Raw genomic sequence first — 23,072 nt, 5'->3', positions numbered from 1 at the left:
TGAGGCGTTCACGCGGGCCGGCTTCTTGCATGGGTGGCGCAGGTCCCGCACCAGGGGCCGGGCGATGTCGCAGAGGGTGTGGGCGGCGAGCCCCCGGGCTGCGCAGCCCACAGACCGCCGACATATCCGCCGGGGGCGGGCGGGCCGTCACCGCGCAGTGGCCCCAGCTCCGAGGGGCTGCCGACCCACGCTGTCCGGCAGTCCCCTCGGCTGTGGTGCTCGGCTATGATGCGACCTGCGAGGCCTACCGCCTCAGCAGGAGACGCCTCAGCCACGCCCGCCACGAGGTGCGGGGTTCGGGTCGGCGCACCAACTCACTGTCGGGCAGATGCCATTGAGGTGCCGTCGGCATACTGCTGCTCGGCGGGGGCGGGGCCGGCAGCGGTGCCGACAGAGCACGAGTTTCCGGAGCACGGGAAGCGAACTTCACGGGCAGTGCCGTCAGATGCCGGGACCAGGTGGAGGAGCGCCAGGTGAGCTCTTCCTCGGGGACGGCCAGGTGGATGTCGGGAAGCCGGGTGAGCAGGATGTCGATGCCGGTGTCGGCGATGACACGGCCGATGTCCTGGCCGGGGCACTCATGGGCGCCGGCGCTGAAGGACAGGTGCGCGCGGTTGTGGTGCACGCGGGTCGACGGATTCGGGCGGACCGCCTGATCGACGTTCCCGGCGGCCAGGCCCAGCAGGAGCATGTCTCCCGCCTTGATCTCCTGTCCTCCCAGGGAGGTGTCACCGGTGGCCCAGCGGCCTGGGCACACCATCAGCGGTGGCTCGTCCCAGAGGACCTGCTCCACTGCTTCCGGCAAGGTCATCTGGCCGCCGGCCAACGATCCGCGGAACCGCGGGTCGGTGACCACCATCCGCAGGACGTTGGACATGAGATTGGCGGTTGTCTCAAAGCCCGCGAGCAGGATGAGGCGCAGGTGATGCTGCACCTCCTCGTCCGTGAGGTCGGCGGGATGGGCCATCAGTACGGATGCGATGTCCTGTCCGGGCAGGGCTCGTTTGGCGACGACGAGTTGCTCGAGGGTCTCCAGCACATAGGCGTTGCTTGCGAGCGACGTTTCGGTGCCCTTGAAGAGGTCCCTGGCGGCGTGCACGAGCTTGGGACCGTACTCGTCCGGCATTCCGAGGAGGTGGGTGAGAACGAGCATGGGCAGGTGCTCGGTGAACTGACCGACCAGCTCCGCCTTTCCTCTGTCACAGAATTCATCCACCAGTTGGTGCGCAAAGCGGGTGATGTGGCGGCGGATCCCGCGCTGGTCGAACTGAGTGAGGCCGGCCGTGACCGCGCCGCGCAGGCGCTGGTGCTCTTCGCCGTCCGCAGATACGCAGTCGGGACGCCATCCGATCATCGGCATCAGCGGCGAGGCGGTGGGGTCGATCTCACCGCTCTTCCAGCCGTGCCAGATGCGGGAATCACGGGAGAACTGGGTGGAGCGGCCGGCCACATCACGGTTTTCGAGGTACCCGAGGACGAGCCAGGCACGTACGTCCCCGTCGAGCAGCACGGGCGCCACCGGACCGTGGGCCGCACGCAACTTCTCGTACAGGCCCATAGGGTCGGTTGCCGCGGCAGCGCCATAGAGCCGGGTCACTGTGTCGGCTCCCGTGGCGGTGTGGGCCGGGCAACCCGGGGGCGGGGTGAGCCCCAGTTCAGTTGTGGTGCGGTCAGCGGGTGGGACGGTCACATGGACTCCTGAGCGGCGGCGAGGGTGCACAAGTAGCCCATCAGCGAGAGCAGGGCGTCGCGGCTGGACGCCCGGTTGCGTGCGTCACAGGTGATGATGGGCACGGATTCGTTGAGGGCCAGAGCGGTGCGCAGGGTTGGTAACGGGTGTTGCGGGGCTTCGGGGAAGTCGTTGACGGCCACGACGAAGGGGACGCGGCGGTCTTCCAGGCGGGTGATGATCTCGAAACAGACTTCGATCCTTCGGGTGTCGACGAGGACCACGGCGCCGAGCGCGCCTTCGAAAATGCCGTTCCACAGAAACCAGAAGCGTTCCTGCCCCGGAGTCCCGAAGAGGTAGAGGATCAGCTCCTCGTTGATGCTGATGCGGCCGAAGTCCAGGGCAACGGTCGTGGTGTTCTTGCCTTCCGCGCCGGGATTGTGGTCGATCCCGACGCCGGCCTGAGTCATGGTTTCTTCGGTGGTCAGGGGCGGGATCTCGCTCACCGCCCCGACCATGGTCGTCTTGCCGACCCCGAAACCGCCGACAATCACGACCTTGACTCCCCTGGCGCCGTGCGGCAGCAGCACGTCCGTGCTGCGGGGGCCGGCGGCGGGTGCGTCAGAGCTTACGTAGTCCATGGATCACCGCCTCCAGAAGGCCAAGTTCGGGGACCGCAGCGACAGGAACAGGAGCAATGGCCTCAACTCGCCCGTCATCGACGAGCTTGGAGAGCAGCACCGTGATGACGCTGAACGGCAGACTGAGATACGCGGATAACTCGGCCACCGACAGCGGGTACTGACACATGCCGAGGATCGCTGCCTGCTCGGGTTGCATGGCGGGTTCGGGTACGGACCTCGATGCGATGAGGGTGACCAGGTTGAAGTTCTTGGCCGGGGAACCCGGGCCACCGGAGATGACATATAGCGGCACGGGATTGCCTTCATCCCATGCGTCCTGGTTCTCTGACGTCACATCGCCTGCCGGACGTCATCACGAGGCGGGCTGGTCATGTGCTGGCCGATCCTGACCACCAGCGTACGCATGCGGTCCCCCAGCAGCCCTGCGTCCACTTCCTCATCTGCCAGCACTGCGAGATAGGCCCCGGGTCCGGCTGCCATCAGGGAGAAGTATCCACCGTCGACTTCGATCCCGACCATGCGCGTCGAGCCGTCTCCGTGCGGGAATTTCTGTGCGATGGCCTTCGCCAGGCTCTGTATGCCCGAACAGGCAGCGGCGATCGCGTCAGCGGTGTCGGTCTCCGTGTTTGCTTGACCGATGCACAGACCGTCCGATGACAGCACGACAACATGTCGCACGTACGGGACGCTGGATGCGAGTTCCTTGAGCATCCAGTCCATGTTGGGCAGTGGCGGCACGGTTACTCACCCTCATCTGATGGCTCGCTGGTGGGGACGGAAGGGTCGGTGCTCGGTCTCTTTTCGCCACTGAACGCCTCCCACATCAGACCGGGCTGCCGGGCTGCGCCGGCCGTTCCGGAGGAGGCGGCCGGAGCAGCGGGAGGGTGGGGGGGCGTGCGGACGACCGGTGTCGGGACGGGCGTCTCGCGTCGTCGCTGCGGCAGTCCGTTGACGGTCTGTTCGACCTCGACGGAATCTGGTGCGGCATCGCGCGTCATCGTCGGCCTCGGCACGATCGGTGCGCCCGTGTGCTTCGTCGCGAGCTGTTGGACCTTCGGGGCAGGCTGCTGAACTGTGGTGATCAGGCGCCGCGGCACGAGCACGACGGCCCGTACTCCTCCGTAGGCGGAAGTGCGCAGGTCGACGTCGAGGCCGTTTTCGCGGGCCAGCCTGCTGACGACGGGGAGGCCGAGCTGCGTCGCCTCGCCCAGATCGGCCAGATCGATGCCGGATGACGCCTGAGCCATGACGCGGTCGATGCGCTGGCGGACCTCTTCGGTGAGCCCGACGCCGCGGTCCTCGATCTCGATCGCGATACCGGAAGGCACCTCGATCGCGGTTACCTCGACCGGGGTGTGCGGCGGCGAAAAGGTCGTGGCATTGTCGAGCAGCTCGGCGAGCAGGTGGATCAGCGGCTCGGCTCCCTGGCCGATCACGGCCACCTCTGTCACCGACTGCAGCTTCACGCGGGGATAGTCCACGATGCGGGACATGGCCCCCCGCACGACGTCGTAGAGCGGGATCGCCTTCGACCACTGACGGCCGGGCCGGGCGTCACCCAGTACCGCAATGCTGGCCGCAAGGCGCCCAATCAGGGCATTGCGATGGTCGATCTCCTGCAGGCCGTGGGAGACCACGACATCCGTGCCGTGGAGGATCTGCATGTCGCGGAGGTCCTTGGCGAGTTGATGCACGATCGCCTGGACCCTGCGCGCGATCGCCACCAGTGCCCGCTGAGAGGAGTCCCGCGTGTGTTCCTCGGCCTCCACAGCTTCCAGGAGCTTCCGCAGAGCGACTCGGAGCGCTTCGGCGAACTCGCTGTCGAGATGCCCCCCGAACGTGAGGGACTGCAGGATCTCCGAAGCGGGGTCACCCTTCCGCATACGGGCGACAGCCGCGGGCAGGAGCTCCTCGGCGAGCCACACGGTGGTGGCCCGCTGATCGGACAAGCGCCCGAACAGCGCCTCTTCACGCTGGGCGTAGTACTGCCGTACGTCGGCACTCGCCCGCGTGTAGCGGGCCTCCTCTGCCGAGCGCGCCCGGCGCGCCGTCTCGGCCGAGGTGATGGCCGTCAGGACGACCGCGACGAGGCCGCACCAGGCAACCGGCGTGCGTATCTGCGCGTGGACGAAGATCAGCGCTATGCCGTCGGCCCCAGCCAGAACACCAGGGGGGATGAACCATGCTAGAGCCACTGCACGTGGCCGGGCTCTAGAGGTTGAACCTGCACGAACCATCGAGGGGTCCCTAAACAGTCTGGAATGAGTGGACTGGGGTGATGCGGTGCGCCGACCAGAACGGTCGGAACTTCGCTCGGCCGAGCACAAATGTTCCAATGGGTGCCCCCGACGGGCCGCTTCGAGATCGCATCGGTGGTCACGCCTCCCTGCAGCCAAGCTCCGTCCGCGTTCAGCACAGCGGTCGGTGACTCGCTGTGAGCGCAGCGCAACACGGAAGGGGAGAATAGTCAGTTCAGGATTGCCATGTGACCTTGCTTGAACGAGGGGGTCTCCGTTGACCGATCTCGACCCATAACTGATCGATCGCTGCCATGACATACATTGCAGATGCATGGAATTGACCACATCCAGCAGCCTGCTGGTCACGGCTCCCAGCTCCGGCGTTCGCCGACTGCTTCCGCGGGGACGTACGCGCCGGGGGACCAGCCCGGCCGGCCACGACAGGGAAGCCCGGATGCGGACCATCACCGAGTTGCAGCCGGACATCGCCAAGTGGTTCGACCGGGAGCTGTGGACCCGCGCCGTCAACGACACCGGCTGCACCGTCACCCGCCGTTGCCGCGGCCCTCAGCCACCCGCTGGCGGCGGGAGGAGCCCGAGCAGACCCAGCAGGGTCGCAGCCAGACCCGGCCGTGGCTCGTGCGCGGCCCGGCTCACCGCTGGCTCCCCTGCTCGGCGGCAGCCGCCTAGCGGGACAGGTGGTCGACGGACTTGGCAAGCAGCCGCAGATTCGCGGCCGGGGCGTGCACCTCGTCCTGTGCGACGGCACAGGCGTGGCGGACGGTGTTCATCGCGATGTCACGCGTGCTGCCAGGGCCACGTTCACGTGTACGCACGCCGACACCCGTGCCTGTGACCTGGCCCGAGCCTTCGCCGATCTCGTCCGTCACCGGCGCGGATTCCTGCTTCTGGAGTGGATCCGCCAGGCCGAGCAGGACGCCCCGAAGCCGATGCAGGGCTTCGCCGGCTTCCTCCGCCAGGACCTCGACGCCGTCACCGCTGGCCTCACTCTGTCGTGGAGTTCCGGCGTCGTCGACAGAAGGCCACGTGAACCGGGTGAAAACACTCAAGCGAGCCATGTATGGCCGGGCCTCGTTCGAACTCCTCCGCACTCGCATCCTCACCCAGCCGTCGATGCCCCTTCAGCGGGCCTCTTGGTGTGAGGAAGGTTGAGCTGTTCATGCAGGAGAGACGCGGCCTGGAGGTCATTGGTGACCATCACCTGAGCCAACCTGCCTGCGACTGCGATCACGTTGCTCCATCCTGGAGCATCTAGATAGATCTCGTCCGGAGCACCGCGACCTACCGCTTCCTGCACGGCCGAGTAGGCCTCCCAGCTCCTTGATGAGCGCGACTTCCTCCTCGCTCCGCAGGCTCTTGCCCAGACACGGCGCGGGATCGTCTGCATTGCAGAAGTCGTCGAACAGCACGGTGACCACGTAGTCCAGGTCCTCGAACTCCTCCGGTCGCAGCCAGACAACGCGCCGCCACGAGGGACTCGCAAGGGCGAGAACCGCTGGCACAACATGAAGTCGGAAGACCGGGAACTCAATGCCGTGATCCGTCACGTCGCGAGCCTACTGACAGGGCGAGAGACAGCACCCACTTGCCAGTGCGCCTGATCACGAAAACGCCGTCAGAGCCGTTTTTCTGTTCGCAGTTCCGTGAATGCCGAAGTCACTTCGTGGGCCGTCTGGTTCGCTACTGGCGGCTGGTTGCACGTGAGATGCCGGCGGCGACGGTCGTGGCCAGGATCCACCCGGCAGCGGTCAGCGCGTAGGCGAGCCATTGCCCAGTGTCTCGTGGTGCGAAGGCAGCTTCCTGTCCGAAGGCGGTAATCGGGACGAGCAGGTCGAGGGTGTAGAAGACGGCGTTGAAGGGCGGTGCCTTCTCCGCTTCGAGGTGCAGGTTTCGAACATCATCCGTGCACACTCCTTGGTGGCGGGAGATGCCCGCCGGTCACCGCGCCAGCGGGAGAGGACCTATGCAAACGCGTTGCCTTCGAGGCCCACATGCAGACCCGTCCCTCCCGCTGGAGGCGGGCCGCGAACTGGCCAGCGGGAGTTGCGCTTCGAGCGCCGAGATGAGGTACCAGCGGGGCCGCCCGGTCGGTGACCTGGACCGACAGGACGGAATCCATGGACCACTCGTTACCCACCAACCACACTGAAGCGACTGGGGTGTTCGCTGGCCTCGACTGGGGCAACGCCCATCAGCAGCTCTGCCTCGTGGACACGGCCGGTCAGGTCGTGCACCAAGGCCGCTACGCGCACACCGCTGACGGCCTCGAGCGTCTGGACCGGCACCTGCGTCGCCACACGCCGTTGGCCGGGATCGCCATCGAACGCGGCGAGGGCCTGCTGGTCGAGCGCCTCCAGGCCGCAGGTCACACCCTCTACTGCGTCTCCCCGAAGATCTCCGCGAGAGCGCGGGAACGCTACCGGATGGCCCCGAAGAAGGACGACGCCTTCGACGCGTTCGTTCTGGCCGACAGCCTGCGCCACGAGTACCGGCACTGGCGCCCGCTGCCGGTCGCATCGCCGCAGCTGGCCGAGCTGCGGGCGGTCATCCGCGACCGTGAACGTGTTGTCTGGAACCAGCGTGACCTGGAGAACCAGCTGTGGGCCATCCTCGAGTCCTACCACCCGGCCGTGCTACACCTGTTCTCCTCCCTCGACCGCGACATCAGCCTCGCGTTCCTGCAGGACTACCCCACCCCCGAACAGGCCCGCCGCATTGGACCCGAGCGGATGAAGGCGTTCACCGGCCGCCACGGCTACTCTGGCCGCACCCGCCCCGAAGTACTGGTGGAACGACTGCGTACACACCTGCTGACCGCGGCCCCGGGCACGGTCGCCGGCAAGCAGCTGACCGCCGTCCTGTTCGCCGAGCAACTCGCCCTGCTCAACGACCACATCCGCATCCTCAACAAGCGGGTCGACACGCTGCTCGCCTCTCATCCCGATGCGCCGATCTTCCTCAGCTTCCCCTGCATGGGTCGCTCCTGCGCGGCCACCCTGCTGGCCGAGATGGGCGAAGACCGCGACCGGTTCCCCACCCCGGCCGCACTCATGGCCGAGACCGGAGTCGCCCCGGTCACCCGATCTTCCGGCCGCACCCGACAGGTCCGCTTCCGCTACGCGACCAACAAGCGCATGCGCCACGCGGTGGACTGGTGGGTCTTCAACATGGCCCGCGAAGTCCCCTGGGTGCGCGAGGCATACGAGCAGGCCAGAGCCCGCCGCCAGCCCCACCACCGCACCATCCGCGGCCTCGGCGCCCGCTGGATCCGCGTCCTCTGGCGCTGCTGGCAGGACCACACCCTCTACGACCCCGAATTCCACCTCAGCAACCGCTCGGAGGCCGACCTCACGGCCTGAACACCACTCGCCGCATCTGCGCGACCACGAGGTGATCGAAACGACACCCCGCGGCTTTTCGGCATGCCCTCAATCAGCTTCCTACCGACCATGTCAACACGGCGCAGAACCAGGGAGGTGGACAGGGGGAGTCTGCGTCGTCCACCTGCTGCGGAACAGCTTCCGTTACGCAGCCCGCCAGGACTGGGACAAGGTCGCCAAAGCACTCAAGCCCGTCTACACCGCTCCCAGCGAGGACGCGGCGACGGAGCGGTTCCTGGAGTTCCAAGAGGCATGGGGCCGGAAGTATCCGGCGATCGTGAAGCTGTGGTCGGACGCCTGGGCCGAGTTCGTGCCCTTCCTCTCCTTCGACCTCGAGATCCGCAAGGTCATCTGCAGCACGAACGCGATCGAGAGTGTCAACGCGCGGATACGCAAAGCTGTTCGCGCTCGCGGCCACTTCCCTTCGGAGACCGCTGCCCTCAAATGCGTCTATATGGCGCTGATGAGCCTCGACCCGACCGGCAAAGGCCGCAAGAGGTGGACCATGCGCTGGAAGGCACCCCTGAACGCCTTCCAGATCGCCTTCGAAGGCCGGCTCACCCCGGCCAACAACTGAACCTCAACAACCAAGATCAGCCGTTAAATTGACACACCCGCTCCTGACCGAGCGCCGCGGCCCGGAACTCGACTCCTGGACGAAGGACGTACGCGAGATATCCCTGCCCGAGCTGGCCCCGTTTCTCAACGGCCTCGACCAGGACCACGACGCCGTCGCCGCCGGGCTCACCCTCCCCTACAGCAATGGACCCGCCGAGGGTGTGAACACGAAGACCAGCTGATCGCCAGGCAGATGTACGGCAGAGCGGGCTTCACCCTCCTCCGCCACCGCATCCTCCTCGGATAGCCCCACACTGCGTTACCACCGAATGCGAGACAGGGCCGCTCGTTTGACAGACCCATATCTGGGGGCGGCAAGCCAGGAGCCCTGACGCGTAGGCGCGTACGTACCACGCCCACCGTGTGTCGTCCGTGGCTCGCCAGACGTCATGGGCTGGCTGGACACCCGGCGCGCCTTGGGCAGGTCACAGCTGCCGATGGGGCGTGGGTCTTCATGCTCTTCAATCTCGCCTTCCAAGGCCTCGACCTTGGCACGCCAGTGGAGCCGACACGGATAAAGAGTCGTGCCGGTGGGCATCGTCTCCTTGGGAGAACCGGCGATCGAGCGCGACCCCGACTCCGCCTTGGGGAGGCATCAGCGCCGTCGAGCCCAATGAGGAAGCCGTGACGCTGCGACCCGCCCCCGGCGAGGGCGTCCCGCTCGGGGCAGTGGGCCAGAACGGACTTGAGCTTCAGTCGCTCGTTCCCCGAAAGGACGTCCGAGTGGGTGAGGATCCACCCGGCGACCGTCTTGGGCGATGGCGGCCGACCTTCCGGCATCCAGTGCGCGCGCCGACGATGTAGCCACCCACCCACCCACCGCACCGCGCGCCGCCCGGACGATGTCGTGCACTCTCGCGGTGTGCACGATGCACCGCACCGGCTGCATCCGCCGGGAGCGGAATGTGATCCGCAGGGGGCACAGCCCGGGCTGCAGGACGCGGCCGACTCGAAGACGCCGGAAACAGCAGCGGCAGGCCCGTCCAGGTGGCCTTGCAGCCGAGAAGGGACCGGGCGTCGTCTGTAGCGCCGTTACCGCTTGGAGCGCTGGGTGCGAGGGGTGCCGGGGGTGGTCCCGAAGGAGCACCCCCGGCCGTTTCACAGGGGTCCTGGCCGTCAGAGAGTCAGGCGGGGTCGCCGCCGCGGTTGAGCCAGGCGTGTACCGCGCCGTTGTCGTCGAGGACGAGGTAGTCGTCGCGTCCGTCGCCGTCCATGTCGGCGAAGACGACCGCCCCGCTATGAGCGCCTGCGGCGATCTGGCCGCGGGCGGTCCAGCCGGGTCTGCCACCGGAGTCAGCGCCACGGTTCAGCCACGCACGCACCGCACCGGTCGACCGGTTGACCACCAGGTAGTCGGACAGGCGGTCGCAGTTGATCTGGCTGAACGTGATCGTGTCAGTCCTGGACAGGGGAACGCCCGCGGCGATCTGACCACGAGGGGCCCAGCCGGCCGAACCACCGGAGTCACCGCCACGGTTCAGCCACGCGTACGCCACACCCGTCATGCTGTTGACCTTCAGGTAGTCGTCGCGTCCGTCCTCGTCGATGTCGGCGAACGTGATCCAGTCATCGCCCGTCAGGGGAACGCCCGCGGCGATCTGACCACGAGGAGTCCAGCCGGGCGTACCCCCGGAGTCACCGCCACGGTTGAGCCACGCACGCACGACTCCGGTCGAGGCGTTGAGCACCAGGTAGTCGTCGCGTCCGTCCCCGTCGATGTCGGCGAACGTGGTCCGTTCAGCTGCCGTCAGGGGAACGCCCGCGGCGATCTGACCACGAGGGGCCCAGCCGGCCGAACCACCGGAGTCACCGCCACGGTTGAGCCACGCACGCACCGCACCGGTCGACCGGTTGACCACCAGGTAGTCGTCGCGCCTGTCCCCGTCGATGTCGGCGAAGGCGATCTCGGTAAGGGGCGCGCCGACACCGGAGGCGATCTGCCCCCGGGAGAGCCACCGGTTGGGCGCGTCGTTGCACACGGGTCCGGGTCCGGGTCCGGCGTTCTTGACCATCCCCGAGAGGATCGACTGGTCGATCGCATGGTGGAAGACGTCAGCCATCTTCCGGTAGCCGCTGTCGTTCGGGTGCAGCCTGTCGACGAGGTCCGCGTTGGTGAGCGAGCTCATGCTGACGGCACGCACCTTCTTGCCGGCCCTGAACCTCTGCTCGGCCAAGTCCACGACCTTCTGGTTGAACGCGTCGATCCGCTTCTGTACCGCCGCGTCACGGGAAGGCACCAGGGTGGCGACCAGGACGGTCACGCCCGGGGAGTCCGCGAGGATCTGGTCGATCATCGCTCCGAGCCGGGCCGGTGCGCCGGTCGGATCCACGGTGCGGTCCATGTCGTTGGTGCCCGCGTGGATCGTCACCACATTGGGCCGGTACATCCCGACCGCAGTTCGCGAACGGTCGGCGATCTGCGAGATCAGGTTGCCTGAAACGCCCTCATGGTCGGTGTCCGGCAGCTGGCCGGAACGCTGACTGCCGACGAAATCCACGGTGTGTCTGTTGCCAGACAGGCTGTTCCACAGGTCGGCCCGGTAGCTGGAGCCGGTCGAACTGCCGACGCCCGAGGTGATCGAGTCCCCGAGCGGCATCACCCTGAGCGTGGTGGGGGCGCCCTTGATCCCTGCCTTCCCCACCACTTCGAGGAGCTTCGCGTACAGCTGCCCGCCGATCTGCCGGGCGACCCCGGCCGCGTAGTCGACCGCCGCGCGGAACTCCGTAGCCAGCTTGGATCCCAGGTCCTTGACTCCCTGGGCTATCTGCTGCATCAAGGGGTGGGAGTTGAGTTGGGCCCAGTTCATCACGCCGCCCATGACGGCACCGGCAACGGCCTGGGAGATGGCCACGGCGAACGCCTCCGCCCAGACATCGCCGTTGATCTCCCTCTCGTCGAACACGGCGTTGAGCAGCTCGTTGACCATGCCTCCTACGAAGCCGCCGACCGCCCCGCACACCGGCAGGGCGAGAGGCGCTCCCACGGCGAAGAAGCCGACGCAAATCACGGAGGACAGGGTGCCCGCTGCGAATCCCGCCCAGAAAGCGATGACCTTCTGCCACCAGTTCGCCTGAGGAACGATCTCGTCGGCGGGAAGCACCAGTACCAGGCTGCCGTCTACGACGTCAATGGTGCCGTCGAATTCGAGGCCGTCGCCAGGCACCGCGTACACGCCAAGGTTGTAGGTGCTCGCGCGGGACTTGAAGATGTCGCTCAGGGTCTGCCCCGCAGCCTGGGACTTGCGCACCTTCTCGACCTCGTTCTCCAGCTGCTTCTGGTCGATTTCGTCGGTCTCGTCGATCTCGAAGGTCATCAGGAAGTCGTCGGGGGCCGCCGCTCTCTCGGCGAAGCGTTCAGGGGCATCGGCCGCGCACCCCATGTGGAAGGACGCCTTCCCGGCGGCTCCCGGGCGTTGCCTGTCGCTCGCTGCTTCCGCCTCCTGCCAGTTGGAGAGTTCACAGGCGGTCATGGAGGCAGAGTCTGCGGACTGTGCCTGCGCGGAGGGAGCGAGGCCGACCACGGCCAGCGCCAGCGCCATCACGAGCGCGACGACGCGGAACTCCTTCCCGGCCAGTCTTCGGCGTGTTCGTCCGCACGGACGGCTGTAGGTCAACAAGGATTCCCCTTTGTCCTGCCCCCGGTCGGCCCGGCGGCCTTGAGTCGGTTTGCCGTCGCGGCGCCCGCACCCGCCCCGTGCGGAGGTGGAAAATCGCTCCCTCCGCTCGATTGGTCTCGGGCAAGGGCGCGCACACGGAGGGCCGCGCGAGGGAGGTGGGTTGATCCCCGGGAGCTTGCGCGGCGCGGGACACGCCGGCCCGTGACGATCGCTTCCTCCCGGACCGGCAGCAGGGCGAGCAGCTTCCCCCGATCGCGACGACTGTGTATGCCGGAACGGCACATCACCAGCGTCACGGACGCCGCTTTCGTTCCGCCAACGCGCCGCTAACGTCGCCCGCAGACGGCGTGCTCCAGGCAGCTCTCCCCGGGAGTCAGCAAGGCTCAATCTCGGACATGTCCCGCTCCACGGCGGGGAGTCGGACCGATATCGACACCCTACTGGCGGGTAGGGTGACACTGTGCACGTCCTCCTCCTCGGCCCGACCGAGCTACGCGGCAGGGACGGCGCCTCCCTGCACATCGGCGGGGCGAAGCGGCGGGCCGTGCTGGCCACACTCGCTCTGGACCTCAACCGGGTGGTACCGGTCGAGCGCCTGATGGAAGCCGCGTGGGGGGACACTCCGCCGGCGACGGCCAGGACCGCCCTACAGGGCCATGTGGCGGCGCTGCGGCCGGCGTTGACGGGCGACTTCCGACTGGTCACCCGGCAGCCGGGTTACTGCCTGGAGGCAGACCGCGGCCGGGTGGACGCCCATCGGGCCGCGGATCTGCTGGCGGCAGCAGCCAGTGAGGACGACGAGACAGCCGTACGGACCTTGCGAGCGGCCCTTGACCTGTGGCGCGGTCCCGCCCTGGTGGACTGCGGCTCCGACCTGCTGCGCAGGGTGTCGGCGCCGCGGCTGGCGGAGGTGCGCCTGCAGACTCTCGAGCAGTTGGCGGAGCGGATGCTGCGGACGGGCTGCGGAGGGCTCGTCACCGCCGAACTGGCCGACGCGCTCGAGGAGCAGCCGTTGCGGGAACCGCTGGCCCGCCTGCTGATGCTGTGCCTCCACCAAGACGGTCGGCACGCACAGGCACTGCAGCAGTACCACCGAATCCGGGAGCGCTTGGCCGAGGAACTGGGCGTAGATCCGGGGGCCGCGCTGCAGTCGGCGCTCGCCGACGTCCTGCGAGGCGGCCCACCCGAAGGCAGCCGGAGACCGGAGGAACCGGCCCCGAGCACGGCGACGATGCCGCCTCCAGTGGCGTTCCCGCCGTCGGCGAATGCCCCCGTGCCGGCACAACTCCCCCGACAGCCAGCGGCCTTCGTCGGGCGGGACGACGCGCTGGCGACGCTGGCTGCTGCTGTGGCCGATGACCCGGGCGCGCTGTGCGTGGTGACGGGGCCTGCCGGGGTCGGCAAGACGTCCGTGGCACTGCGCTGGGCGCACTCCGCGGTCGGGCAGTACCCGGACGGGCAACTGTTCGCCGACCTCCAGGGCTTCGACGATTCCGGCCCGGTGGACCCGGCGAGCGTGCTCCACGGGTTTCTGACGGCCCTGGGGGTCACGCCCCGGGACATTCCCGCGGACACGCTCGCGGCCCAGGCCCTGTTCCGCTCGACGGTTGCCGGGCGGCGGCTGCTCGTGGTGCTGGACAACGCCAGGCGGTCCGAACAGGTGCGACCGCTGCTGCCCGGCGGTGGTGCGTGCACCGTCGTGGTCACCAGCCGCAACCGTCTCGACGGACTGGCGGTACGAGACGGAGCCCGCCGAGTCGGCCTTGAAACCCTCACCGGACCGGAGAGCGTGGCCCTGCTGACCGCGGTCGTGACCGACGGGCGCATGGCCCGCTCCCCGGCATCCGGGCGGGCCCTGGCCCAGCTATGCGGCGGACTGCCGCTCGCGCTGCGGATCACCGCCGCCAGGCTCGCGGCACATCCCGCGTGGCCACTGGAGGCGGTGGTGGACGAACTTCTCGACGAACAGAACCGGCTGGCGGCGCTTTCAACGGAGGATTCGGACGTCACCGCGGCACTGAGTCTGAGTGTGCGCACACTTGACCCGGACGCCCGGGCGGTTGTGCCACTGCTCGGCGTCCACCCCGGCGCCGACACGGACCGCTACGCCGCCGCCGCGTTGAGCGGACTGAGCGTCGGCCAGGCCGGACGGGCGCTGGCGAAACTGGGCGCGGCGCACCTGGTGACTGAGACGCTCCCCGGCCGCTTCAGCCGCCATGACCTCGTGCGCCTCTACGCCCGCCAGTACCCGTCCGACGACGGGTCGGCGACACGGCGGCTGATCGACTACTACCTGCATGCGGCCTACGTGGCGTCCCGTCTGGCGGACCCCTCCGGCCGGCCGTGCTGTGACCTGCCGGCATGGTGCACGACGCCGCCGGCCATCCCGAGGTGGGAAAGCGCTCGGCAGGCGTTGCACTGGTACGCGGCGGAGGCCGACAATCTGGGCGCGATCGTGGAACTGGCCTTCCGTGCCGACCTGCCCGAGCGCGCCTGGCGCCTGACCGTGCTGATGTGGCCGCTGATGACCTGGCAGAGCCACCGTTACTGGATACCCGTGCTGGAACACGGGATGGAGGCGGCCCGCCGCGCCGAGGATCCGGTCGCCCGCACGCGGGTCGGCAACCTGCTCGGGTGGGCCCTGATCGAGGCGGGAAGCGCTGTGGCTGCCGTGCGGCACCTGGAAGAGTCGGTGGAGTCGGCCCGTCGCGGCGGCGACCGCTGCGACGAGGCCACCGGCCTGATCAACCTCGGTCTTGCCCATGGGCGCACAGGGCGGCCCACGGCCGCCCTGGCCCACTACGAGGCGGCCGCCGATGCCGCCGGATCCATTGGCGACCACCGGACCACGGCCCTGGCGCTGCACCATCTGTCCCAGCTCAGTCTGGGCCTGGACGCGGCCGAACAGGCGCTGACGTACAGCAGCCGAGCGCTGGAGCTGCGCACCACGGTCACACTCGGGCTGCTGGAGGTCCTGCTGCTGGACGACCACGCGGTGGCGCTGCGCAGGTGCGCACGGCCCGACCAGGCCATGCCGCTGCTGCGGGAGGGCCTGGCACAGGCCCGACGTGAGGAATTCATTTCCGCTGAGGCGACGATTCTCGACCACCTGGCCGACGTCCTGGCCGACCTGGACCGGCCCGGCGAGGCGGCGGCGCACCGCGAGCGGGCACGCGAGCTGCACGACCGGATGGAGTCGGCCGGGAACGCTCCCGAGCCGATGGACGCCGACGGTTCACCTACCGGTTGACGCCCCGGACTGAGGTTGATCCCCGGGGGTGGACACCGGGTTTCACGCGACGAGTGACAGCGTACGTGACGTGATCAATTGCTGTTCGTATTCGGCTGGTGTGAGGTAGCCGAGGGCGGAGTGGCGGCGGCGCCGGTTGTAGTACGACAGCCACCTGAACAGCTCCAGCCGTGCCTGCGCCTTCGAGGTCCAGCGCCTTTTGTGCAGCAACTCGCGCTTGAGGCCCTGGAAGAACGATTCGGCGAGGGCGTTGTCATAACTTGAGCCGACGCGGCCCATGCTGCGGCGGATGCCGTGCCGACGGCAGACCTCGGCGAAGGCGGCCGATCCATATTGCGCGCCCCTGTCCGTGTGAAAGACGACGCCGTGGACCGGGCCGCCGCGGGCGGCCACGGCCATCTCGATCGCGTCGGTGACCAGCGAGGTGCGCATGTGGTCCGCGATCGACCAGCCGATCACGCGCCGCGAGCAGATGTCGATGACCGTGGCGAGATACAGCCAGGTCGAGCCGACGGCGACGTACGTTATGTCGCCGCACCACTTGGTGTTGAGCATGTCCGCCGTGAAGTCACGCATCACCAGGTCCGGCACCGGCGGGGCCGCCTTGTCCTGAATGGTCGTGCACTTCTTGCGCCGCAGGTGCCGTCCGACGATGCGGTTGATCCTCATCAGTCTGCTCACGCGTTTGCGGTTGATCCTTCTCCCGCGGGAGCGGAGTTCGGCATGGACGCGCGGGGCGCCATAGGCGCCCTGGTGGTCGGCATGGATCTGTCGGATCTCCGACACCGTTCGCTCTTCCTCGACGGCTCGTTCGGCGCGGGCGTCTGCAGTGGCCCGGTGCTGGTAGCAGCCGGAGCGGGAGACGCCCAGGACCCGGCAGATCCGTTTCACGCCGAAGGTGGCGCGATTCTCGGAGATGAAGTCCCAGCGGCGGGGGCTCACTTCACCTCCCGAGCGAAATAGGCGGCTGCCCGGCGCAGGATCTCGCGCTCCAGCTGCCACTCCTTCTCCGCCTTCAGCAGCCGGGCGTTCTCCGCCCGCAACCAGGCCAGTTCCTCAGCCGGACTCCCGCCGGCCTCGCGGCGATCGGGCAGTGCCTGGGACTCGTTTTCCTTGCGGACCCACGTCCGCAGCGACTCAGCGGTGATGCCGAGGTCCGCCGCCACCGCCGCGTATGTGCGCTTGCCGCCCGCGGCGCGGTAGAGCGCGACCGCGTCCTTCCTGAACTCCTCCGGATACGGAGACTTGCGTCCCACCTGGACATCCCTCCCTGGACCATCAAGATCCATTGTCAGGGTGTCCACTCCAAAGGATCAGCCTCACCTCGGCATCGGCCCCTACAAAGAGTTCCGGCCCCACCGTGGGCAGGAAGCCCTCAAGCTGTACACCAGCGCGTCGAAGATCACCACAACGAGCAGCGGCGCCGCCAGCAGCAGCTCGATCAGCCTGCCGATCAGACGGGCCCGACCGTCGCCCCTCCCGCCTGACCCTGGGAGACGACGACAGCCCCGACGCCGGGCGCGGAGTCGGGGCTGTCACCCACACGAGTCCGCCGTGAGGGGGGGACGGAACAAGTACACGTGTCGAAGAGTCAACGCAACAGGACACCGCCTGGTTACGCCCCCGAACGGCGGACCGCCTGCGAGTGGCCGCGGTTTCTGACGGAGGCCCTGATCACATGGGCAGCGATCACCCTCATGAGCCGCCGTCTGACCCGATAGCACCGCTCTCGTCGACGGGCCCGGGGGCCCGCCCTTGCACCATCGCGCCCCGCGAACGGACAGCAGCGATCGCCTCGGCAAGCTGCTCGCAAAGCAATCGACCGACATCTGTGGACCCGGCTGCCACCGCGGCCGGCTCCTGGACGTCCTGCCTCTGACCGTTCATATCAGGCGGATGCCCTTACAACGCGATCCTGAACACCCCCGATCACACGATCGGGAGCAGACCCAGAACCGGGCGCCAATCCTCGTGTGTTCGCGTCGTCGGGCCTGAGCGCGGGTCAACACAGCTCCACCCTCACACCAAGGCCCCTCCACGTCCAGCAGTTCCCGCCCCGAGTGATCAACTTCGACGGCTGACAGCGGTTCGAGCGCGAGGGCATGCCCGGCAGGACCCGAACCCTCACCATCGGGCCCGCCAGGGCCCGAAGCGGCAAAGCCATTCTCGCTGCTGGCGATCCGGTCGAAGTCGACCGCAAGCCAGGTAGGCCTCGCCCTGGCGGGCCGCATCATCCTGCTGGGGTTTCGGAGAGCAGAAAGCAGGGCCGCGTCCGTGGGGTTCCCTGCCGAACATCTTCCCATCAACGTCATGCCGGACATGATGCGGTGGTCACCGTTTCAGGTGAACGAGTCAGAGGTCCGGCCCTGTGACAAGTATGACCGGCATGCTGTTCGTTGCAGATGCGCGCCGGCCTTCAGCCCGGTGAGCCGGTGGAGGGACTGAGTTGCTGGGTCGGGACAGTCTTGCTCAGGAATGGCCAGCGTGGGGGAGCCATGGTTGGCCGCAGTACGCAGCGGGTGCGGTTTCGGTGGCGCTTACTGCGTGCGCTCTTGGCGGGCTGGTGGCAGGACCGGGGGATCTGCCGCTCATGGCGCCCGTCAGCACACTCGCCGCGCAGGGAGTGGTGGCCGTCTCACTGTTCGCGCGTGCTTACCTGACTTCGGGGCGGGTGCGGCTTCGTCTGACACTGCTGGGCGCCTCGGCGGTCGGCGGTGGTGCGTACGAGGTGTCCAGAGGTGTGTCGGGGGCATTGGAAGGATCGGTGGGCGGGGACTCCCCAACGCTGGCCCCCCTGTTCGTCATGGCAGTGCTGGCGATCGCGGCGGGTATGGCGGTGGCCGGGCTGGTGGTTGCGGCCGAGGGCGGAGGGCTACTGAGGCGGCTGCTTGACGGGTGGATGACCGCCGGGTCCCTATTCACCGTGGGCTGGACGGTCGTATTGCGACGGACCGAAGCGGGCGACAGCCTGTCGGCGGGCGTCTCGGTGGCCGGCCGCACGGTGGTGCAGATCCTGGTGCTGGGTCTCCTGGCTGGGCTGTGGTTCGCCGTGCGCCGCCAGGAGCGAGCCACCGTGACTGTCGCCGCCGCCGGGCTCGCCATCATGCTGACTGGTGACATGCTGTTCCTGTGGTGTGCCGGGCCAGGTGCCTGGTGGACATGTTCCGGTGCGCTGGAGTGCCGCGTTGCGGGCCTGCTCATCATCGCCGTGTCACCCTGGATGCGCGGGGGCGGCAGCCTTCTGCGGGGCGGCCGCAGCGAACCAACGGTGCGAGAGACAGTCACGGCGCTCATCCCGCTCATCGTGTGCATGGTCAGCATGACCCTCCAGGCCCTGGCACTGCGACGGCTGGATGCCACCACACTTGCGGTCAGCAGTTTCGTGGTCGTCGGGCTGGGCGTGCGACAGGCCGCTGTGCAGGCGGACAACCGGCGGCTGAACAGGGAAATCACGGCCCGCGAGAAGTACTTCCGGTTACTTGTCCAGGAATCGAGCGACATCATCATGATCGCCGCGCACGACGGCGTCCTGCGCTACCTCAGCCCGGCCGTATACCCGGTCCTGGGACACCGGCCCGAGGATCTTCTCGGCACCTCACTCACGCATCTCGTCCACCCCAATGACCGGACCAGGTTGATGAGCATCGTCAGGAGACCGCAGGACCCCGGCACATCCGCGGAATGGGCTGGCGACCACGTTTCATACCGTCTGCGGGCAGCAGACGGGCAGTGGCGCCACATCGAGTCTGCGATCAGCAGTCATTGCGAGGGAGCCCTTCTCAGTAGCCGGGACGTGAGCGAGCGGGCCGCGCTGCACGCCAGGCTGGAACACCTTGCCTTCCACGATGCCCTGACCGGGCTGCCCAACCGTGCTTTGTTCCACGACCGAGTCCGCCACGCACTGAGGATGCGCTCGGCTGCCACCTACCCGCCAACGGTGCTCTTCGTAGACTTAGACGGGTTCAAGGCTGTCAACGACTCGGCAGGACATGCAGCAGGCGATGAACTGCTGGTCCAGACAGCACTCCGACTGCGAAGCGCAGTCCGGGCAGAAGACACCGTGGCCCGGCTGGGCGGAGACGAGTTCGCCGCGCTGCTCACAGGAGGAGCCGGAAGCGAAGGACACGCACGGGAGGTAGCGGAACGGCTCCTCCACACATTGTCCCAGCCCTACGACATAGGCGGAATTCAGGTCACAATCGCCGCCTCGATCGGCACTGCCGCCGCGGCTCCCCACACCAGCGCGGAAGAACTGATACGCAACGCCGATCTCGCAATGTACCGAGCCAAGGCAGCCGGAAAGGGCTGCATCAGAGCCTTCGATACTCGGCGGATTCCCATAAGCCGCCCGGCCGGCGACGGCAACTGACCTGGCCCATCGCATCTTCGCCGCAACGTGGGTTGAGGTCGAAGCCACCGCGGTCATCGACTGAACAGGTGTGCTTCGCTCTGACCTTGTTCGTAACCCCGGGCCTCGAACGGTGTCCGGAACTGGTTCGCTCCCCTGGGCATTCGCCGGACGTTGAGGCGGTCTTCGTCTGATCATGTGCTCCGGCCAAGGTGCACGTGACCACGACGAAGGCCGTGAGGGTGAGTCTGCTGCCTGATGCTGTTCCGGGAGAAGCGTTCGCGGAAGCGCGGGAATGTCGCCTCGGTAGTGCTGACGGGCATTGCGGACGGGCCCCAACCCTCCCGCTGAGGGGTGCGTCACTGAGGGGTGCGTCAACATTCAGGTTGGTGAGGCGTCAGTGGATCGGCCCGCCGGAGCTGCCCCGGCCGTCCAAAGGAGCGTCGTTTCCCCGCGGCGAGCCAGACTCCTCATCCAGGCGTAGTCATCACGGAAGCCTGGTAACAACCCCACAGGTGTGCTGAGTTCGGCCTGTTGCGCCGGATGAGATCCTCGCCGGGGAAGTCCGTGGCGTGGCTTCGGCTACGACGCTCCGGCTTCCGGCGCTTCCAGGACCATGCGGACAATGTCGTGGTGGAAGCCCCTGATGTGCGCTTCCACGAGGTCACCGGCCCGCTCGGCGTCTCGCTCCATGATGGCGTTGTAGATCGCGTGATGCTCCGCGCGTAGCCGGGCCGCGACGGATTCCCAGTCCGAGAGCTTGTGGAACGCGGTGAGCAGGGTGTGGCGTACCGCGCTGCGGACAGCGATCGTCATGTCGGCCATTAGCCGGTTGCCGCCGGCCTCGGCGATGGCAACGTGGAAGTCGGTGTCACAGTCGTTGAACTGCTCGCGTGCCAGTCCCGCCACATCCATGCGCACGAGAGAGTCCCGCATCTGGGCAAGATCGTCCTCGGTGGCCCGTTCAGCCGCGAGGCGGGCACTCGAGCGCTCCAGCGTGGCACGTGCCTCGACGACGTCACCGAGCGGGAAGTTGGCCAGCGCCATATGGAGCCGCAGCAGCTGGGTGAGGCCCGCGCTGGGCATGGCGGCGATGACGGTGCCCGACGCCGGTCCGGTGCCCACACGTGAGCGCAGCACACCTTGCGCCTCCAGCACCCGCAGAGCCTCCCGTACGGCGGCGCGGCTCACCCCGAGAAGGTCTACTAGCTCCCGCTCCGGTGGCAGCCGGTCGCCCACGCGCAGGTTGCCCGCCAGGATCTGTTCCTCGATCCGGGCCAGGACGAGCTCGAAAGTGCGTGAGCGCGGTACCGGTTCCCAGGCCGCGGTCGTCTCAGCCAATGGAAGCCCTTTCACCCTTTGGTCGCCCCGCGTCCGCGGTCGGGGCGAGTCCCCTGTTACCGCATCCGATCATAGCTTGAGGCATCCAGTCTTTGGTCAGACCAAGTCAAATTCCGATGACAGAACCCTGGACATGGGCACTTCTGGGTGCCTAGCGTGAGAAGGCCAAAGCATGGTCTGACCAAACACCTGATGTGAGAGTCGCATGTATCAGCCCAACCTTTCCCCCATCGCCGACAGCCTCGCGATCTCCGCGCTCGTCGCCGCCCTGCCGTTGCTCACCCTCTTCCTGCTACTCGGCGGTTTGCGACTGAAGGCCCACTGGGCCGGCCTCGCATCACTCGCCGTGGCGATCGCCGTCGCTGTGATCGGCTATGACATGCCCGCGGACCTCACCCTGCTGTCGGCGAGTGAGGGCGCGGCCTTCGGTCTCCGATCATGTGGATCGTTCTCACCGCCATCTGGCTCTACCAGCTGACCGTCGTCAGCGGCCGCTTTGAGGATCTCCGCCGGGCTTTCGGCCTGATCAGCGACGATCCGCGGATCCAAGCAGTGGTCATCGCGTTCTGTTTCGGCGGCCTGCTGGAAGCGCTGGCCGGATTCGGCGCTCCCGTGGCGATCACCGGCGTCATGCTCATGGCGCTGGGCTTCGCTCCTGTACGTGCGGCGATCACCGTACTGGTTGCCAACACGGCCCCCGTCGCGTTCGGCGCCATCGCGATTCCCATCATCACGGCAGGCAATCTCACCAAGATCCCCTACACGGACATCGGCGCCTACGTGGGTCGACAGACGCCGCTGATCGCCCTCTTCGTGCCCCTGCTGCTTGTGGCGCTCGTCGACGGCCGACGCGGGATCCGCCAGACCTGGCCGGTGGCGCTGGTGTGCGGAGTGGTGTTCGCGGTCGCTCAGTTCGTCAGCTCCAACTACATCTCGGTGGAACTCACCGACATCATCGCTTCACTGGCCGGCCTCGCGGCGGTCGTCCTCTTCCTCCGCGTGTGGCAGCCGCAGGGCGCCGATCAAGCCAGGGCCGACCTCGAGGCCGACGCCGCGTCCGACCGGACCGGTGACTCCGGCCCCCAGGCGCACGGCGGCCGGCCCGCCCCCGGCCCCGAGCCGAGCGGCAGTGCCGGTCCAGCCACGCAGGGCCGCCCGGCTCCGAGTGGCATAGCGACAGCCGAAGACCGCAGCAACGGCCCCCGTGTCGTGATGGCGTTCCTGCCCTATCTCATCGTGATCGCGGTGTTCTCAGTGGCAAAACTGTGGACACCGGTCAAGGAGTTCCTCGCCGCCGGCGATCTCAAGATCAGCTGGCCTGGGCTTGACGGGCAGGTCCTGACGGCCGCGGGCAAAGCATCGACCACCACGGTCTACATCTTCCCTTGGCTGTCCTCCCCGGGCACGCTGCTTCTCCTGTCCGGGCTGGTCGTTGCCGCCGTCTACCGGGTGAGCGCGGCGTCTGCGGTCCGCGAGTTCGCCGCCACGGTGGCCAAGCTGCGCTGGGCCATTCTGACCGTCGCCTCCGTCCTCGCGCTCGCCTACGTGATGAACCTGTCCGGGCAGACCATCACCATCGGTTCGTGGATTGCCGGTACGGGCGCCGCCTTTGCGTTCCTCTCGCCGATCCTCGGCTGGCTGGGCACCGCGGTCACCGGTTCGGACACCTCGGCCAACGCGCTGTTCGCGACCCTTCAGCAGGCGGCCGCGAGCAAGGCCGGTCTCGATCCGACACTGCTCGTCGCCGCCAACACCTCGGGCGGCGTGGTCGGCAAGATGATCAGTCCGCAGAACCTCACGATCGCCGCCACCGCGGTCGGTCTGGTCGGTCGGGAGTCCGTGCTCTTCCGGGGCGCGATCAAGTGGAGCCTGCTGCTCCTGCTCGGCATGTGCGTGCTGGTCTACCTGCAGTCGGGACTCCTCGCCTGGATGCTCCCCTAAGCG

General features: G+C 67.8%; 12 protein-coding genes and 5 pseudogenes. 7 read left to right on the top strand and 10 right to left on the bottom strand.

The features are described from left to right. Positions 1 to 244 precede the first annotated feature (244 nt). From ACFYWY_RS34895 to ACFYWY_RS34870, 6 genes are all read right to left on the bottom strand, one after another. The gene (locus ACFYWY_RS34895) at positions 245 to 1,690 is read right to left on the bottom strand and encodes a cytochrome P450 (protein WP_389194436.1); all 1,446 of its coding nucleotides are present in this window, start codon (positions 1,688 to 1,690) and stop codon (positions 245 to 247) included. Further along, entirely contained in the window at positions 1,687 to 2,310 is a 624-nt protein-coding gene (locus ACFYWY_RS34890) for an ATP/GTP-binding protein (protein WP_389194434.1), read from the bottom strand. The genes ACFYWY_RS34895 and ACFYWY_RS34890 overlap by 4 nt, the downstream gene beginning before the upstream one ends. Next, the gene (locus ACFYWY_RS34885) at positions 2,291 to 2,647 is read right to left on the bottom strand and encodes a DUF742 domain-containing protein (protein WP_389194431.1); all 357 of its coding nucleotides are present in this window, start codon (positions 2,645 to 2,647) and stop codon (positions 2,291 to 2,293) included. The genes ACFYWY_RS34890 and ACFYWY_RS34885 overlap by 20 nt, the downstream gene beginning before the upstream one ends. Next, on the bottom strand, positions 2,644 to 3,033 hold the full coding sequence (locus ACFYWY_RS34880; RefSeq protein ID WP_389194428.1) for a roadblock/LC7 domain-containing protein: 390 nt from the start codon (positions 3,031 to 3,033) through the stop codon (positions 2,644 to 2,646). The genes ACFYWY_RS34885 and ACFYWY_RS34880 overlap by 4 nt, the downstream gene beginning before the upstream one ends. A gap of 20 nt (positions 3,034 to 3,053) precedes the next feature. Beyond that, positions 3,054 to 4,508, bottom strand: a complete 1,455-nt coding sequence (locus tag ACFYWY_RS34875; RefSeq protein ID WP_389194426.1) for a sensor histidine kinase — start codon at positions 4,506 to 4,508, stop codon at positions 3,054 to 3,056. 731 nt (positions 4,509 to 5,239) lie between these two features. Next, positions 5,240 to 5,443 carry a hypothetical protein gene (locus ACFYWY_RS34870; RefSeq protein WP_389194424.1) on the bottom strand — a complete coding sequence of 68 codons (204 nt, stop codon included), beginning with the start codon at positions 5,441 to 5,443 and terminating at the stop codon, positions 5,240 to 5,242. 69 nt (positions 5,444 to 5,512) lie between these two features. On the opposite strand from ACFYWY_RS34870, the pseudogene ACFYWY_RS34865 reads away from it, so the two are divergent. Further along, a pseudogene (locus ACFYWY_RS34865) lies at positions 5,513 to 5,726 on the top strand (hypothetical protein); the annotation flags it as partial. Positions 5,727 to 6,254: 528 nt separating this feature from the next. On the opposite strand, the pseudogene ACFYWY_RS34860 reads toward ACFYWY_RS34865, so the two are convergent. Further along, positions 6,255 to 6,455: pseudogene (locus ACFYWY_RS34860) on the bottom strand (oxidoreductase); the annotation flags it as partial. A gap of 236 nt (positions 6,456 to 6,691) precedes the next feature. Here ACFYWY_RS34860 and ACFYWY_RS34855 point away from each other — a divergent pair. The 3 genes and pseudogenes from ACFYWY_RS34855 to ACFYWY_RS34845 form a co-directional block, all read left to right on the top strand. Then, on the top strand, positions 6,692 to 7,933 hold the full coding sequence (locus tag ACFYWY_RS34855; protein ID WP_389194421.1) for an IS110 family transposase: 1,242 nt from the start codon (positions 6,692 to 6,694) through the stop codon (positions 7,931 to 7,933). A gap of 133 nt (positions 7,934 to 8,066) precedes the next feature. Beyond that, positions 8,067 to 8,531: pseudogene (locus ACFYWY_RS34850) on the top strand (transposase); the annotation flags it as partial. 67 nt (positions 8,532 to 8,598) lie between these two features. Next, positions 8,599 to 8,819: pseudogene (locus ACFYWY_RS34845) on the top strand (transposase); the annotation flags it as partial. An 877-nt stretch (positions 8,820 to 9,696) separates the two neighbouring features. On the opposite strand, the gene ACFYWY_RS34840 reads toward ACFYWY_RS34845, so the two are convergent. Continuing rightward, on the bottom strand, positions 9,697 to 12,186 hold the full coding sequence (locus ACFYWY_RS34840; RefSeq protein WP_389194418.1) for a GDSL-type esterase/lipase family protein: 2,490 nt from the start codon (positions 12,184 to 12,186) through the stop codon (positions 9,697 to 9,699). Between the two features lie 463 nt (positions 12,187 to 12,649). On the opposite strand from ACFYWY_RS34840, the gene ACFYWY_RS34835 reads away from it, so the two are divergent. Continuing rightward, a complete protein-coding gene (locus tag ACFYWY_RS34835; RefSeq protein ID WP_389194415.1) occupies positions 12,650 to 15,439 on the top strand; it encodes a BTAD domain-containing putative transcriptional regulator in 2,790 nt (929 codons plus the stop codon). 42 nt (positions 15,440 to 15,481) lie between these two features. On the opposite strand, the gene ACFYWY_RS34830 is transcribed toward ACFYWY_RS34835, so the two are convergent. Further along, positions 15,482 to 16,695 (bottom strand): IS3 family transposase gene (locus ACFYWY_RS34830; RefSeq protein WP_389194412.1). Its coding sequence is split into 2 segments (ribosomal slippage): positions 15,482 to 16,446 and positions 16,446 to 16,695, totalling 1,215 coding nucleotides; the frame shifts between segments, so codons are not numbered across the junction. Positions 16,696 to 18,029: 1,334 nt separating this feature from the next. Between ACFYWY_RS34830 and ACFYWY_RS34825 the strand changes: the two genes are divergently transcribed. Beyond that, the gene (locus ACFYWY_RS34825) at positions 18,030 to 19,808 is read left to right on the top strand and encodes a diguanylate cyclase domain-containing protein (RefSeq protein ID WP_389194409.1); all 1,779 of its coding nucleotides are present in this window, start codon (positions 18,030 to 18,032) and stop codon (positions 19,806 to 19,808) included. 561 nt (positions 19,809 to 20,369) lie between these two features. Here the strand turns inward: ACFYWY_RS34825 and ACFYWY_RS34820 are convergent. Next, positions 20,370 to 21,128, bottom strand: coding sequence for a FadR/GntR family transcriptional regulator (locus ACFYWY_RS34820; RefSeq protein WP_389194406.1), 759 nt, complete (start codon positions 21,126 to 21,128; stop codon positions 20,370 to 20,372). A 205-nt stretch (positions 21,129 to 21,333) separates the two neighbouring features. On the opposite strand from ACFYWY_RS34820, the pseudogene ACFYWY_RS34815 reads away from it, so the two are divergent. Beyond that, a pseudogene (locus ACFYWY_RS34815) lies at positions 21,334 to 23,069 on the top strand (L-lactate permease). Positions 23,070 to 23,072: the final 3 nt, after the last annotated feature.

Origin of the sequence: Streptomyces sp. NPDC002870 (assembly GCF_042888505.1) — a bacterium.
Classification (GTDB): domain Bacteria; phylum Actinomycetota; class Actinomycetes; order Streptomycetales; family Streptomycetaceae; genus Streptomyces.
Note: the sequence above shows the minus strand (reverse complement) of the source record. Positions and strands in the feature narration are given on the sequence as shown.